At 69.8% G+C, this 16,575-nt stretch carries 5 protein-coding genes; 4 read left to right on the top strand and 1 reads right to left on the bottom strand.

The window, feature by feature from the left end; translation table 11 throughout:
- Positions 1-192: 192 nt before the first annotated feature.
- The 3 genes from AC3RCJ_RS15450 to AC3RCJ_RS15440 all read left to right on the top strand — a co-directional run bounded on the left by AC3RCJ_RS15450 (position 193) and on the right by AC3RCJ_RS15440 (position 15,969).
- Positions 193-3,858, top strand: coding sequence for a hypothetical protein (locus AC3RCJ_RS15450; RefSeq protein ID WP_492964632.1), 3,666 nt, complete (start codon positions 193-195; stop codon positions 3,856-3,858).
- Positions 3,855-5,354 (top strand): endonuclease/exonuclease/phosphatase family protein, encoded by a 1,500-nt coding sequence (locus tag AC3RCJ_RS15445; RefSeq protein WP_492964631.1) that lies wholly within the window; start codon positions 3,855-3,857, stop codon positions 5,352-5,354. The genes AC3RCJ_RS15450 and AC3RCJ_RS15445 overlap by 4 nt, the downstream gene beginning before the upstream one ends.
- A 67-nt stretch (positions 5,355-5,421) precedes the next feature.
- A complete protein-coding gene (locus tag AC3RCJ_RS15440) occupies positions 5,422-15,969 on the top strand; it encodes a LysM peptidoglycan-binding domain-containing protein (RefSeq protein WP_492964630.1) in 10,548 nt (3,515 codons plus the stop codon).
- Between the two features lie 12 nt (positions 15,970-15,981).
- Here the strand turns inward: AC3RCJ_RS15440 and AC3RCJ_RS15435 are convergent, their stop codons facing one another.
- Positions 15,982-16,134 carry a hypothetical protein gene (locus AC3RCJ_RS15435; protein ID WP_492964629.1) on the bottom strand — a complete coding sequence of 51 codons (153 nt, stop codon included), beginning with the start codon at positions 16,132-16,134 and terminating at the stop codon, positions 15,982-15,984.
- Between the two features lie 235 nt (positions 16,135-16,369).
- Here AC3RCJ_RS15435 and AC3RCJ_RS15430 point away from each other — a divergent pair, with 235 nt between their 5' ends.
- The gene (locus AC3RCJ_RS15430) at positions 16,370-16,540 is read left to right on the top strand and encodes a hypothetical protein (protein WP_492964628.1); all 171 of its coding nucleotides are present in this window, start codon (positions 16,370-16,372) and stop codon (positions 16,538-16,540) included.
- The last annotated feature ends 35 nt before the right edge of the window (positions 16,541-16,575 follow it).

The following is a 16,575-nucleotide window of genomic DNA, read 5'->3' as shown; positions in this document are numbered from 1 at the left end:
CGGCGGGTCCGCACCCGCCCGCTGGCGGGTGCCGCGGATGGCCGCCCGCCACCGGGCACGGGCCGCGAGCCCGGCCATCGGCCGCCCTTTCCGGGCCTACCCTGTTGTTAACGATTGCGGTACGCAGCGGCGCGCGCCAGGTGGCCATGCCGTCCCATCGCAGCCCGAGTCGCGTCTTGAGTGGAGGTTGTCATGGGTTTCAGCTACGTCGCCACCGACCCCGTCAGCAAGGTCAGCCTGTATGAATCGCCGGCCCAGGCGGGCCATGCCTGGGCCGGCTACCTGCTGCCGCCCGTCGCGCCCCCGGCCGCGCCGCCCGACCGCCTCAGCTACGCCGACAGCCTGGCGCAGCAGCGCATGGGCGGCTACGTGTTTGCCAGTGCCCGCCCGGCCGCGCTCGGCGATGCACCCGGCCCCTTCATCGCCGCCCTGGCCGCATACATCGACCAGCAGATGTCGGCGCCCGGCCTGAACCTGAACGCGCTGCTGTGGCTGCTCGACGCCGACGGACCGCGCTTCGGCCCGTTCAAGAACTATGGCTGCAGCTACAGCCACAATCCGCTGACCAAGGTGTTCGCCACCAGCAGCAACGTGAATTTTTTGCTGGGACAGGACCTGCTGTTCAACGTGCTGTCCGGCGTCGGCCTGTCGGTGGACGCCGTCAGCGGCAGCCTCCGGCTGTCCGCGCCGCTGGCCACGCCGCCGACGCTGGCCTTCCAGCGCAATGCCAGCGACATCGGCGTGCGCGTCACGGGCAGCGGCAGCATGATCCGCACTTTCGTGCCGCTGGAGGGACCGAATGCGGGCTGCCTGACGTTTACGGCCAGCGTCAATCCGGCCGTCACCTTCGGTCCGGGCGGCCTGGCCGTCGGCTTCCCCCTGAGCGCGCGCGACACGGCCAGCGGCCAGCTGCAGCGCCTGTTCTACCCGGCACTGAGCGCGCCCGCCGCGCTGCCGGCCAGCCTGGCCTGGGTCGGCACGGTCGACCCGCTCGACCCCTACAACCAGAAGCTGTCCGCCGCCGCCAGGCTGGAAGGCGTGCTGCGCTGCGGCTTGCTGCCCGCCGGCCAGCCCGCCTTGCCGTCCACCTACCGCACGGCGCTGGGTCATGCCACGGCCTTGCTGCCGCTGGGCGCCGCCAGCGGGCAGCCGCCCGTGATCGGCCTGCAATCGGGCGCGCTGGCCTTTGGCTGCGCGGCGCCCGCGCCGGCCCAGCCCGCAAGCAGCAAGGCCCTGCTGACGCCGGCCGGGCGCTTCGGCCTGAGCGCCAGCGGCCAGGCGGCCGGGGCACAGACAAACTTGCTATGCGGCATCTTCGGTTCGGAACAGCTGAGCCTTGCCACCTACGACAGCGGCGCGCCGGACAATGACAGCCTGCTGTTCGTGCCCGCCTCGCCCGCCTACGCCCCCGTGTTTCCGTTCCAGGCCGCGACCCTGGACATGCCCGATTCCGGCAACGTGGCCACGCCGCTGGCGCCGGATTACCTGGGCTGCTGGGCCACCGTGCTGCAGGGCGGCGCGGGCGTGCCGCAGTACCACGCGGAGCCGGCGGGCAGCCCCATGTTCGGCCTGCCCCCTGCCGCGCGGGCCGCCGCCGCCCTGCGCGCCGTGGCCGCCGATACCGTGCTGGCCTCGACCCCGCCCGCGCTGCCCGTGCCGCAGGGCGCCGCGCACGCCTTTCCCTTGCTGCCGTATGGCGGCGCCGTCAGCGGCGGCCCGCTGGCCATCGACGCCGCGCTGCTGTCGAGCTTTGAGGCCAGCATCGTGGCAGCCACCCGCAAGGCCGTCATTTCCGGCGGCGCCGGCGCCACCTGGCGCGCGCGCGCGGCCGCCGGCCGCCGCGTGAGCGCACTGGCCGCCAGCGCGGCAAGGGCCGAGGCGCCGCACTACCGCACCACGCCGCAGGGAGCCGTCGCCACCGTATCCAGCCAGGACGGGGACCAGGACGCCTTCCTGTCGGTGACCCTGGGCCAGACCCTGGACGGCGGCGGGCAAGTCCTGCCGTTCGGCTTCCGCTTCCCGGACGGCACGCTGCAGGACGCCTTGCAGACCAACCAGCTGTTCCTCGTGGCCGTCAACGCGGCCCACCTGTCGGGCGGCGATGCGCGCTTCGACAGCACCGTGGGCATCGCGGGCTGGACCATGCAGGCGCAGGTGGGTGCCGGCGTGAGTCCGACGTCCTACCGCAACGTGATGCTGCTCAAGTACTGCGGCGGCAGCGTCAGGGAGCGGGTCAGCAACCCGAATGCCTGGTCCGGCGCGCCCGAGTTCTCGCTGGCCGCCGATGCCGGCGCCGGCGTCCAGGGCATCGCCTACACGGGACTGTCGCAATGGCTGCAGGACACCATCGCGGCGGCCGAGGCGCTGGCGGCGGAGCAGCCCGATTCGCCGTACCGGCACTTCCTGGAACTGGTCGACGATCCCGCATGGACGGGCGTGCTGGTATTGCAGGCGGACTTGAATCCGTCCAGCCTGCCGCCTGGCCTGCAGGGCATTGCGGCCGGCCTCGACCTGACGCGCTTCGTCGCCCACCATTTCGGCTTCACGGCCAGCCGCGTGACGGTGCATGGCGACGGCAGCATCACGCTCGACGGCAATTCCAGCACCTTCGGCCTGGTCGACTACCAGGACCCGGCCTTCGCCGCGGGCCAGCGCAACGGCTTGCCGCCCGATACGCCGATCGCCCTGCCCGATACCGACAACTATGCGTTCCGCGTGCTGCAATTGCAGGTGCTGTTCGACAATGCCGTGATCAAGACCTTCAAGAGCTACGTGCAGCTGGCCGTCAACCGCCTGCTGGGCTCGGCCGTGACGGGCACCACCTTCGGCGGCAGTGCGATGCCGAACAACGGCGTGGTGCTCGACGGCAGCTATATCGACCAGAACGGCACCGGCGTCTACATCTTCGAGCAGGCCACGCCATCGATCTTCAGCCTCGACAGCAACCTGCTGCGCAGCGTGGCCTTCCAGCGCATCCAGTTCAACTGCCTGGGCACCGTCGACGCGGGCGCAACCGTGCTGAACCGCTTCAGCGTCTGGGGCACCCTGGACTTCGCCAGCCTGGAGGGCGACGGCGCCCTGCTGGACCTGCTGTCGTTCGGCGCGCTCGACCCGGCCCAGCCGCCGGACGGACAGGGCCTGGCCTTTTCCAACCTGGTCATCGACATGCGCTACCCGCAGACCACGCCGGCGGCCGTGCGTTTCGCCGAGGTAACGGCCAGCCTGGCCTACGACCTCGACGCCAGCCAGGCCAGGCCGGACAGCCTGTTCAAGGGCTTCGGCCTGGAACTGTCGGGCTTTATCGCGGCCGCCGACGGGCAAAAGCCGGCCGATTTCGGCTTCTTGCCCGTCAGCACGACGCTCAAGCTGGCCACGCTCGACGGCCCCTGGCATGGCGTCGTGTACGACGTCACCATGGGCGGGCCGGGCGCGCTCGTCTCGGCCGCCGGTTTCCACTCGACCCTGCTGCTGGCCTGGTCGCCCGCCAGCGTCGCCGGCAGCGACGAGCAGGCCGTCTTCGTCGGTCTGTCGCTGCCCGGCGCGGCGCCCGGCGCCAAGCTGATCAGCCTGCAGGGCATCTTCAAGCTGTCCATCGACAGTATCGGGCTGATACGCCATGAAGGGGCGCACCCCGGGTCCTACTATTATTGTTTGCGGCTGGACAACATCGCCATCAAATTCCTCGGCATCGCCAAGCTGCCGCCCGACGCCAGCATCTGTTTCTTCCTGTTCGGCGACCCGAAGAATACGGGCAGCCTGGGCTGGTATGCCGCCTACGTCGACGATACGGCCGCCCGGCAGGCGCCGGTGCCGGCCGCGCTGCCGTTGCAGGCCATTTCAACGGGGAGCGCAGCATGACCAACGTCGTGTACTGGAATATCGAGAACTTCGGCATCGACAAGATCAACAATCCCAGCCGCAAGCGGCCCCGCTATGGCGAAGGCGGCCGCTGCGGCGGCAACCTGCCGGCCGTGGCCGCGCAGCAGCGGCGCAACCATATCCTGACCATCCTGCAGGCCACGCGGCCCGATATTTTCGTGCTGATCGAGGTATCGGCCAGCGCCGGCGGCGCCGGCGACCTGGCGCCCGACACGGGCGGCCTGCAGGGCGCGATCTTCCTGCTGCAGCTGCTGCGCAACGACGCCAGCGACCCGAATCGCCATGCCTGGCGCCTGGTGCCGCCGCTGAAGGTGGGCACGGGCGGACGCACGGAATCGGTGGCCGTGCTGTACCGGGGCATATCGGGCGCGGCCGGCACGCCCACGGAAGTGCGGCGCTATTTTACCGGGCCGAACGTGTGGACGGGCGGCGGCGTGTCCGCCGTGGCGGCCGGCGCCGTCCCCGCCGCCTATCCGGCCGGGGGCGCGGGCGCGGCCAACATCGGCGACCTGCTCGACCCGCCGGGCCAGCCGGCGCGCACCATCCCGGCCGGCGCGCTGTACAACGGCGGCCTGGCCGAAGGCATGGCGGCGGCGCGCATCGCGTTCGCGCCGGCCGCACCGCCGGCCACACCGCCCGTCACTGGCGGCCTGGTCAATTTCAACGGCTTGCGCCAGCCCTTCATGGTCAGCTTCGTGGAAACGAACCAGGCGAACGTCATCACGCGCAACCTGACCCTGTTTGCCGTGCATGCGCCGCCCAACCACGGCGGCGCCACCAATTTCATCAATATCCTGCTGCGCGGCGTGCGCGACGTGGCGGCCGCGCCGGCCCCCGCGCCGCACAATGAAGTCAAGCTGATCTGCGGCGACTTCAACCTGAACGCCATCCACGCACTGCCGCCCGGCGCGGGCGGGCGCACCACCGCCTACGACCAGTTGCGCGCGCTCAACTACGTGCCGCTGCTGGACCCGCCGCTGGCCATGCCGGTGGCCGCCAACCTGACGCTGGACGCCTACCAGGGCTATCTGGCCACGCATATCCGCCCCAAGCGCACCAGGCAGCAGCTGACGCAGCAATCGCGTTTCCTGTGGTCCGACAATACGGCCGGCGGCGCGCCGCTGGCGTCGCCGTATCCGGGCTATAACTACATCGGCAGTGATATGGTGAGCAACTTTTTCTCGATCGACAATATGCTCGTCAACCCGCTGGCAGTGGCGAATAACTACCAGTTCACGGTGATGAATCCCGTGTCGGGCACGCCGTTCACGGGCGCCGGCGGCATGCCGGCCGGCGTGCCCATCGGCACGCGCGCGCTGGCGCCGCAGTTTCCGAACGTGCCCGCCGGCATGGCCTGGCCGCAATCACCGGCGCCCGCGTATGCCGTGGGCCAGGCGCGCACGCTGAACGGCTGGGCCAATTACGGCTACCTGCGCAGCACCAGCGATCACCTGGCGCTGTTTGCCGTGATCTAGACAGAACGCCCGGGCGCATGCGGGCGTCCGCCCCGGACATCATGACCGATTCAAGGAGCAAGTTCCCATGGCCACCACCGATACCGCGCTGGACAACCTGCAGCAAGCCATCGCCAACGCCGCCAAGGATGGCCCGTTCGTGCTCGACGCCGCCTTCCTGGAAGCGGGCCTGGCCGACCCGGACGTGACGCCGCCCGAGCAATTCGACGCCATCATCGGCCAGGCCTTCCAGATCGACGCGGCGCAGTTCCGCCTCAGCTGCGCGCCGGCCGACGTGGGCGAGGTGGCCGACGGCGTCTTCACGGTCAGCAACGTGCGCCTGCCCTTCATCGGCGGCCTGCTGCAGACGCCGGCCACGCTGGTGTTTGCCACGCAGGCGGCCGGCGGCGACGAAAATGACGATGACGATGACGATGACGACGCGGCCGTGCTGGTGGTGCAGGTGGCCGCCAGTCCGGCCGGCTGGAACTGGGACAGCAGCTTTCCCTTCATGGGCGGCTGGCCCTTCAGCGAATTGCCGCTGTCGGGCGCGCTGCTGGTGTTTTCCAGCGCCGACGGCGTCTATCCGTGGGATGGCGCGGACGGCGCGCTGGCCGTCACGGGCGGCGCCAGGCAAAACCTCAGCGCCGGCGTGGCCCTGCCCGCCTTCGTGACGCCATTCCTGGAACTGTTTTCCGACCTGGCGGCGCCGCCGGGCACGCTGCAGATCGGCGGCTACCTGGACATGGCCTTGTATGACGGCAAGACGTTCGAACTGGGCGGCCTGATGCCCAGCGGCGTGCTGTCGGCCACGCTCAGCGAACTCGACTGCACGTTCGCCGGCTACCTGCGCGTCACCGCGCCCAGCCTCACCGTGACGATCCCGCCGCCCGTCGATGCGCCGCCGCCCGACGCCCTGCTGCTCGACGGCGGCGTGCAGCAGCTGCTGCTGCGCGGCGACGGCGATGACGACGGGGAAGCGGCCGACGGCGACCAGGCCGCCACGCTGGCCCTGACGGCCACGCTCAGCGTCGAGGGCGCGGGCGCGGCCGACTACACGCTGTCGCTGCTGCTGCAGCCGTCGAATGCCGATGGCGACGGCAATTATGCGGTCAGCCTGGAAGCGGGCAGCGACGGGCCGCCGCTCAGTCCCGGCGCCGCCATCAGCCTGATCGGCGGGGGCGCCAGCTATTTCCGCGCCACGCCCGCCGTGCTGCAGCAATTCCTGACCTCGTTCGGCCTGGACGGCATGACCATCAGCGGCAGCGTCCCGCCCAAGGCCGCCCCCACAGTGGACCAGGTCACGCTGCAGCTGCGCACCGTGCGCGACCTCAGCTGGCAGCCCATCCCGGCGCCCACGCCGGCGCTGAGCTTTACCATCACCTCGTTCTTCCTCGACTGGACGGCCTACCAGCCGCTGGCCAGCAAGGCCAGCGGCAAGTCGCGCTATGAATACCTGTTCGGCACCACGTTCACGCTGCTGCCCACGGTGTTTCGCAAGCTCGACGGCACGCCGGGCGGCGAATTCGACGTGCAGTTCAACTCGGCGCAACTGTTCGAAGCCAAGTTCCCCGGCAAGGCGACGCTGACGGACTTCCTGTCCGTCGTCTCGAACGGCCTCGTCAGCCTGCCCGACAGCATCCAGGCCGAGGTGTCGAATATCGCGCTGAGCATAGACGGCGCGGCCCAGTCCTTCGCGTTCTCCAGCGACTACGCCGCCAGCCTGTCCTTCCTGACGGTGGGCGGCGCGCCCATCCTGAGCATTGCGGATGGCCAGATCAGCCTGTCCGGCATCAGCGCCACGGTGGCCGACGACGAGGACGCGGACGACGGCGCGCCGGCCATGGCCGGCGCCAGGGCGGGCAAAGCGGGCGCCGGCACGGCCTGGGCCGGTTCCATTTCCGGCCTGCTGGGCGTGGGGGCCAGCCTGCAGGCGGCCGTCAGCGTCGCCTACAGCAGCCAGGAAACGCCGCCCCGCTGGACCCTGTCGGCCTCGCTCGCGCAGGAGCTCGACGTGGGCGAGATGATCGGGCAATTCTTTGCCGCCGGCGGCCTCTATGATTTTCCGGACTTCTTGCCGGGCCACCTGAAGATTTCCGCATTCGCCATCGAAGCGGTCATTCCCAGCGGCAAGCCCAGCACGGAGCTGGCCACCAGCTACAAGGTCGACACCACCTTCGCGTGGCTGTTCTTGCTGGGCCAGCAAGAGATCGGCCTGCAGACGGCCACGCTCTCGGTGCAATATGACGGCGCCAAGCCGGCGGCGCAGCAATTCTCGGGCAAGGCCGATGCCGTGTGGATCTATCAGGCCATCCATTTGAAACTCGGCGTCGGCTATGCGTTCCAGCCGACGGACGAGGGCCCGAACCACAGCTTGTACCTGAGCTGGGAAGGCTTCAAGGCGAGCTATACCAGCGGCAACGAGATGCTCAGCTTCACACTGGCAGGCTGGTCGCTGGGCAGCCTGATCCAGGCGCTCGTGCGCACGCTGGGCGACCCGTATTTCGTGCTGCCGTCGCCGTGGGACTTGCTGAACCAGGTCACCCTCGACGGCCTGTCCATCAATGTGTCGCTGAAAAACGGCGAAAAGAACCGCCTCAGCGCCACCTACACGCTCAGTTCGCCCCTCAACCTCGGCTTCATCGTCATCCGCAGCCTGGTCTTCAAGCGCAATACGGACGGCAAGGTGACCCTGGCGCTGGACGCCACGGTGCCGCCATTGCTCAACGGCAGCATGGGCGACCTGCTGGACCCGGACAAGGGCCAGGACGTCGAGCAGATGCCCAGCGTGCCGGGCGCTGGCGCGAGCTACTTCAAGGTTTTCCTGCTGCTGCTGGGGCAGCGCGTGGCCATCCGGGGCGCCACCGACTTCAGCTCGACCAAGGCTGTCATCGACGCGCTGTCGCATGCGCCGTCCACCACGGACAAGCACAATCCGCCCGTCAACACGGGCAAGGACAATCCCGGCTCTCCGTATTACCAGCCGGACAGCAACTGGCTGATCGCCGCCCATTTCGGCGTCCTGCAGACGGCCGGCGTGTGGGCCATCGACGTGCAGGTCGTCTTCAACGATCCCAACCTGTACGGCCTGCGCCTGACCCTGGGCAGCCCCAAGATGGGCGGCCTGGCGGGCCTGGTGGTCGATATCCTGTACAAGAAGATCAGCGACGACGTGGGCCTGTTCCAGATCGACTTCACCTTCCCCGACAGCATACGCAACCTCAATTTCGGCGCCGTCAGCGTGGTGCTGCCGATGATAGGCATCAAGATCTACACGAATGGCGACTTCCTGATCGACATCGGTTTTCCCTACAATATGGACTTTGCGCGCTCGTTCAGCTTCAGCGCCATCGTCTACGGCGTGCCGGTGATGGGCTCGGGCGGCGTGTATTTCGGCAAGTTGTCGGCCGCGACGGCGACGCAGGTGCCGAAAACCGAGCTCGGGTATTTTAATCCCGTCATCGTCTTCGGCCTGGGCCTGCAGCTGGGCCTGGGCTACAACTTCGTCAAGGGGCCGCTGAAAGCGGGCTTCGCGCTGACCGTGTTCGGTATCATCGAAGGCGTGATCGCCACCTACCACCCGTACGACCAGAGCGCCGCCGTGGCACTGGCCGGCACCGGCGCGTCCGGCAGCGTGCAGGACAGCAGCTACTTCAAGCTGACGGGCACGTTCGGCGTGATCGGCCTGCTGTACGGCGAAGTGGACTTGAAGATCATCAGCGCTTCGCTGCTCGTCAATATCACCGTGTCGGTGCAGATCGGCTATGAATCCTATCGCGCCATCCCCCTGTCCGTGACGGCGTCCGTGCGCATCAGCCTGCGCGTCAAGATCGACCTGGGCATCTTCAGCTTCACCATTTCCGTGGGTTTTTCCGCCACCGTCAGCGCGCAATTTCGCATCGGCAGCGACAGCCGCGCGCCGTGGGACGGCGGCGCCGCGCTGCGCCTGGACAGCCTGGCGCGCGGCCGCGCGCGCACCCTGCCGATGGAACTGCAGGCCGCCCGGCTGCATGGCGCGCCGCGCCGCCAGCCGCGCCGCGTGCTGCGCAGCGGGCCCCTGCCCGTGCTGCAACTGGTGGCGGCGCCGCAGTTCACGGTGCTGGCGCCGCAGGGCGCCACCGCCAGCGGCGCGCAGCAGGGCGCGTTCGTCTGCCTGTTCGCCATGGATGCGCCGGATCCGGCCGCCGGCGGCCCGGGCGCCGGCAAGACCTCGTTCGACCTGCTGTGCAAGGCATATTTCCCGTGGCTGCTCGACGCCTTGCAGCCGCTGCACGCGGGCGCGGCGCTGGACCTGGCCGTGGCCGCCGGCACCAGCGTGACGCTGGCCGATCTGGTGGCAGGCATCCAGGTGCTGGCCGACCCGGCCACGCAGCCGTTCGGCATGGGCGAGCTGCTGCAATTTCTTGCCGACAACTTCAGCTTGAACATCAGCGCTGCGTCCGCGCAGATCGACGGCGCCACGCTGTTTCCCCTGTTTGACGGCCTGCGGCTGAGCATACCCGACCCGCAAGGGGGCGCCGGCACGCAGGCGATCGACCTCGAGACCTATGCGACGGCGACGGAACAGTACCGCGGCACGGTGGCCGGCATCCTGCGCCAGGTGGCCGCCCGGGTCGGCAAGGCGCCCGCCAGGCCCGCGCTGCTGGCGCAGGACGACGAGGCGGCCGAATCGATGGCGGCCTTCGTCTTCGTCGACGTCTTCAGCCTGATCGGCCGCGCGCTGCTGCAGTCGGCCATCGATGCCTTCGACAATTACAGCTATGCGCTGCAGCCGGGCGACAGCATCGCCGGCATCGTCGATGCCTTCAACCGGGCGGGCAACGCCATCGACGCCGACGACGTGTCGCTGCCGAATGCCGCGTATCCGCTGAACGGCGCGCTGCCGCTGCGGGTCGGCGGCCTGTCGGCCGTGATCCAGGCCGGCGATACCCTGGCGGCCATCGCCGCCCGCTATACGGACCCGGCGGGCGCAGGCGGGCGCTGGCAGACCACCGCGGCCCAGCTGATCGGCGCGAATGCGGCGCCGCGCGCGCTGCGCACGGGCGTGGCGCTGGCCTTCGACTTCGGCGCCGGCCCGGTGGGCCATGTCACGGCGCCCGGCGACAGCTTCGGCGCCATCGCCGCCGCGCTGGGCGTGCCGCTGGCCGCCCTGGCGCAGCAGGCCTCGCTGTATGCGCGCGCCGACCTGCTGCTGCCGGCGGCCATCCTGGCCGTGCCGCCGCTGGCCTATGCCTCGGCCGCCGGCGACACCCTGGGCGGCATCGCCGCCCGCTTCGCCACCACGGCGGCCGCGCTCGGCCGCGACAATGCGCGCGTCGCCGATCTGTTTGCCACGGCCGCCCCCGCCCCGGGCCGCCTGGCCATCGCCCGCCTCGACGCCTTGCCGCTGGAGCAGCTGTGGAGCGGCGTGCAGGCCAGCGGCGCCGTGGCCCAGGCCGCGGGCCAGGTCGCGCGCTTCGTCACCTATGGCTTGCGCCTACCGGTGGCGCCCGGCCTGAGCCTGTCGCCTGCTTTCCTGTATGGCAGGACGCAGACCGACTACGCGCTGTACCAGCTGACGGGCCAGCAATTTCCCACGCCCACCAGCGCCGCCGACGGCTACCGCATCGGCCTGGGACGCAATGCCGTTTCGCACGGCGTGGCCCTCGATTTCATCACCTTCGCCGGTGCGCCCGGCACCAGCCTGGCCATCGACCTGGACGCCGCGTACGGCTTGCTGTCGGGCGTGCTGGCGTATGCGCAGGCGGGCAGCTTCGTGCCGTCGCCAACGCTGCGCATCCTGCCGCAGGCATCCTTGCAGCCGCGGCAGTTCCCGGCGGCCGGCTACGCCGCCTGGATCAGCGCCGACCTGGCGCGCCTGGCCGCCGTGACGGCCGGCGCGCCGCGCGCTGCCGCCAGCCAGGCGGCGCCCGCGCCCTATCTGTGGCAACTGCCCGACGCCATGCTGGCCAGCATCGCGCAGCGCCAGGATACGCTGCAGGCGCTGTACGCCCAGGCGCCATACGCGGACATGCTGGCCCTGATGCCCGCCTACCGTCCCCGCATGGGCAACACGCCGCCCAACAGCGGCAGCACCGTGTTCCAGGACCTGGACGCGAACGGCTATGCCTACGCCCTGCGCGTGGACTTCCAGGTGACGCGCCTGCCCGCCGCCACCGTGGCCACCGACGACGCCAGCGGCACCGCGCTGGCCAGCGCCGCCACCCTGGCCCACGTGTACGAGCTGGTGGGGCCGTCGGCGGCCGACGCCCAGCGCCTGCAATACCTGCTGACCGGCATGGCCGCCGTGGGCGAAACCCTGGTGGCCGGCCTGTTCCTGCTGTACAGCGAAGGCGGCAGCGACCAGGTCGCGCTGACGGGCCAGGCCGATGCCGATTACCTGTGCTTCCTGAGCCAGACCAACCTGTCGACGGAAAGCCATCCCCCTGCCGGCCGGATGCTGCTGGCCGGGACGGAAACGGCCTTGCCACGCGGCATAGCCAACAGCCCTTCGCAATTCATCAAGCTGCTGTGGGAGCAATCGGTGGTGCGCGGCGGCGGCTACTATCTGTATTTCGAGGACATGGTGTCGGGCGCGGGCCTGCCCCCGTCCCTGTTCGACGCCACGGGCACGGCCACGCTGACCCTGGTGGCCCCGCTGGCGCGCCAGGCGGCAGGCGCCGCCGATACCGTGCCCAACTTCGTCAACGCGCTGCTGACCACGCAGGCCATCGATCCGCGGCAGGACGTGCTGGTGTTCGAATCGCAGGGCAAGCCGGCCCGGACCCTGCCCCTGGCCCGGGCCGCCACGGCCACCCTGGCCGGGCTGGCGGCCACGTACGGCATGGGCGTGGGACAATTGGCGCAAAGCAACGCCGTGCGGCCGCTGCGCGCCGGCGCCAGCGTGCCCGTGGCCGGCATCCTGCACCAGCTGACGCGGCAGGACATGGCCGCGCCCGCCCCCGCGCAGCCGCTCGACGCGGTGGCCGCCTATTACTCGGCCGGCGCCACCGCGCTGAGCGCGGCGCAGATCGCCGCCTACAATCCCGGCGTGACGGTGGCGCTGGGTGCGACCCTGCGCATTCCGCCGCTCGTCTACCGCATGCCGGCGACCTCTGACGGTCCCGGCAATACCTTCGCCGCGCTGGCCGCCTACTATGGCGTGCCGGTGGACGCGCTGGCCCTGGGCGCGGCCGCCACGCCCGGCCTGTTCGCCGATGGCGCCGTGCTCGACGTCGACAGCCTGTGCCTCGACGCGCAGGCGACCTTGGCGCCAGGCAACCTGTCCTTCCAGCTCCAGCGCGCCAACGACGGCGTGCCCGTGCTGCCGCCCGATGCCACGCCGGCGCAACAGCGGCAGTATGCGCAAGCGACCCTGTCCGCGCTGTACAACACGCTGTCGGCCGGCCTGGGCAGCAACCCGTATTTCCTGCCCAGTCCCTACGGCCTGCCGTTCGGGCCGCAGGACCATGCGAACGCCAGCGACGGCGGCGACGATGGCGACGATGGCGACGCCCACCGCCGGCGCTATGCGGCCGCGGCCCTGGCCGACTACGACTACCGCCAGGCGCTGGGCTACCTGGGCAAGGACAGCCTGGGACGGCCGTTCGCCAAGCTCAATGCGGCGCCCGCCAATCCGCCGGCCGGCCTGCCGCCTGCGGCCGACAATCCCTACCTGGGCGTGGGCAGCCATGCGGCGCTGGCGCTGCGCTGGCAAGACCTGTTCGGCAATACCACCGTCACGCCGTTCGAGGCGCCGCCAGCCGGCTACACGGGCACGCTGAACCAGGCTCCCGCCGCGCTGCGCTACACGGACCGCCTGCTGGGCCTGTCCGCCTGGCCGAAGGTCCAGTCCAGTTACCTGTATGGCGCCGATGCGGGCGGCGCGCCCGTGCTGCTGCTGACCTTGCGCATGGATGGCCTGGCCTACGCCACGCCGGCCGACGCGGCGCAGGACCTGCCCACCTACCAGCGCCTGTATTTCCAGCTGCACCAGGACTATACGGGCCTGGGCGTGCCCGGGCTGAGCGGCAATGCGGTCAGCATGTCCCTGAGCAACTCCCTGCTGGCCACGCCGCTGCAGCCGCTGGACGAGGCCCAGTCGCGGCAGGTGCGCGACTTCGTCGCCGCCTGCGCCATCTACCTGCAGGCCCTGGCCGGCGGCGGCAGCGCCACGGCGCCGGCCGCCACGCTGTGCCTGCCGGTGCCGCTGGCCGGCCTGGCCAGCGCCAACCGCATCGCGCTGGACGTGGAACTGGTGCTGACGCGCCAGGCCATCCTGCTCGATCCCGTGCTGGCGGCCCTGCCGGACGGCGCCAGCGTGGCCAGCGCCGTGCTTCCGCAGGCGGACGCGGGCGCCAGCGCATCCAGCTACACCACCTTTGCCACGGCGCTCGAAGCGTGCCTGAAAACGCCGCAATGGTCGATGCGCGCGGCAGCGGGCCTGACGCGCGTGGGCAGCGCCGGGCGGCAGACGCAGCAGCTGTTCGCCGTGCGTTTCAGCGACACGCCCGGCCAGGGCATCCATTTCCGGCTTGGCGGGCAAGCCAGCTACTACGCGCCGCTGCCTGTCGCCAACTCGCTGGAAAACCGCACGGTCACCATCGCCGCCTATCCGGCCAACACGCCGCAGACGCTGACCTTCAACGGCATCGACCTGAACCTGTGGCTGCAAAGCTGCCTCGACGCCGTCGACAAATTCCTCTCGGCCACCTATGCGCCACCGGCCTACATCCTCGACCGCCTGAACGGCAGCGCCGATCCGCTGCAGGGTGGCCAGCTGGGCCTGGTATTGGCGGCGAAACAGGCGCTGGCCGATGCCATCAGCGCCACGGTCAGTCCCGTGCTCAGCAGTAGCGCGGCGGACGACGCCACGCGCGCCAGCGCGGCCGCCACCATGCGGCAGCAGCTGCTGACCACCCTGGGGCCGGCCTTTGCCGCCGGCGCCGTGGTGGTGTACGGCGTGGACCAGGTCACTGGCGCGGAAGGCGTCTACCAGGCCGGGCCGCCCGCCCTGTACGGCCAGCCCGCCGCCACGGGAGCGGTTGGCGGCGGCAACCAGAATTACACGCTGTTCCCGGCCCGGCTGCCGCTGCAAGGCGACATTGCGCCAGAACAAACCCGGCTGTCATTCAATTTCATCTCGAAAAACATCGAGGGCCAGGCTTATGTGCCGCTGGACTTGCGCTACCAGATCACGCACATGGAATTCGACCAGCAATACGTGCCCGGCATCGAGCACTACGTGGAAAGCCAGTGGCTGCTGTTCATCAACGGTCCGATCGAGGTTGCGCTGGGCGATGGCACGCAATATATCCCCGTGCTGAACCGCGCCCTGCCCGTGCCGCCCACGGTCAACCGGCAGAATGCCAGCGCCTCCGCCGGCGCGCCGCAGGCCGGCCGCCTGCGCCTGGCGGCGGATGGCTTGCAGCCGGCCCAGCTGGCCCTGTGGGATTACAGCTTCAGCTATACCTACCGCCAGGCGGCACAGGACGCCGTGCACGTCAGCATCGTGCTCAACGTACCGCCGCCGCCGGCCCGCCTGGCTGCGGCGGCCGGCCCCGACCTGTTCACGGCGCTGGCCGCCTTCGTCAGCAACTATCCGCGCATCTCCGCCGACCTCGACCACTTCCTCGTGCCCATCGACGGCAAGCAGGACTCGGCCGACAATATCTCCAAGGCAACACTGGCCGCCACCGCCTTCCAGCAGCTGGTGACGCAGGTGGCGGCCAGCTACGGCGGGCATTTCGACACGGCGCGGCTGCCGGCAGCGCAGGGCGAGGCCAGCGTGGCCGTGGAATTCGACGCGCGGCTGGTAGACCATGACGGCGACGCCTGGTATGCGCTGCTCAATGTCAGCGTCGGCGGCCTGCCCGCCACCTACGACGCGCTGGCGGGCACCCTCGGCAATGGCAGCGTCAGCGTGCCCGTGCCGGTGCTCGACATCGATGCGCAGCAGTACCGGGCCACGCCGGCCACGCCCGCGCCGCCCGGCGCGCTGCTGGCCTACCGCTACGCGGCCATCGCCGCCGGCGCGCCGGACCTGTCGTTCGCGGCCGCGCTGGCCGATTCCAGCCGCGTGGTGGGCATGCGTGGCCTGAACGTGATGGTGTACAAGAACGCCCAGGCCTCGCTGTACGTGCAGCGCAACCGCTACCTGTGCCCGCCCAGCCAGGCGCAGGTGTCGACCATGCCGGCCTTCCTGTACCAGACGCCGGTCGTCAAGTTCAGCGACCCCATCCTGCCGCGCCTGAGCTGGCAAGGCTATGACCTGCGGCAAGTCGCGCCCGTGGGCGGCAGCGACGTGGCCGCCTATATGACGGGCTTCTTCAACGCCCTGTTCACGGGCGCCTCGGGCAGCGTGCGCATCGCCATGGATGGCAGCTATTCCTACAGCGTGATGCCCGCCGTGGCCGGCTTTCCGCGCACCTCGCTGCCGGTCGGCCTGCTGCCGGCCGTGCTCGCGCCCATCGATGCGGCCCGCCCTCCCGCCGCGCCCATGGCGCTGGTGGCGCAGCTACAGCAGTGGTATGACGCGCAGCAGCCGACCACGGGCGGCGGCGCGGCCATGGATTTCCGCCTGAACTTCTTTACGGACGCGTCGCCCGAGCAGCTGCTGCTGTCGCTCGACAATGTGCGCTGGGTGCTCAAGCCATGACGCGGCGGCGTGTCAGGGCACCGGCATGCCCAGCGGCAGGCCGGCACAGCGGGCTTGCCGCTGATCCAGCACCGGCGGCCCCATGGCCTGCCGCGTTTCCACGCTCAGGCTACCCGCACGGGGCGTCAGCACCGCATTGGGCAAGGCGCGCAAGGCGGCGGGCACGCGCCGTTCAGCCGTAGCGACGTCGAGTCCGGCCGCACCCAGCCGGCCCTCCTGCCGGGCGGCGATATTCCTGGATATAAATTCATGCTGAATTTATTTTCATGCCGCAGGCTAGCCATGAGAAAAATCAATGCCCAATGATTATTCAATGCCAGCATGGGAATAAAGGAGCCAGCAAACCCTCCGCCTGCCATGTCCACTTGATGAATTCTCTTTGCAAATAACTGGAATTTTCATGAATCATGAAAGAATCCTTTTCGGTTCATTTTATTTTTTCAATGCCGCATTGGCCGGCGGATTGGAACCGGCGGCCACAGCATGGACGCCAACGATCGCCTGGATATTGCAAGGTGATCAATATGTTTCCACCCAAAATATTCAAGTCAAGGATCGCGCATTTTTTTGACATTCGACGACCCGCCTTTGAACGGGAAGCAGCCC

This window comes from Janthinobacterium sp. GW822-FHT07H11 (assembly GCF_058798615.1).
The sequence above is the reverse complement of the archived record's forward strand: the minus strand, read 5'-3'. Positions and strand labels throughout refer to the sequence as shown.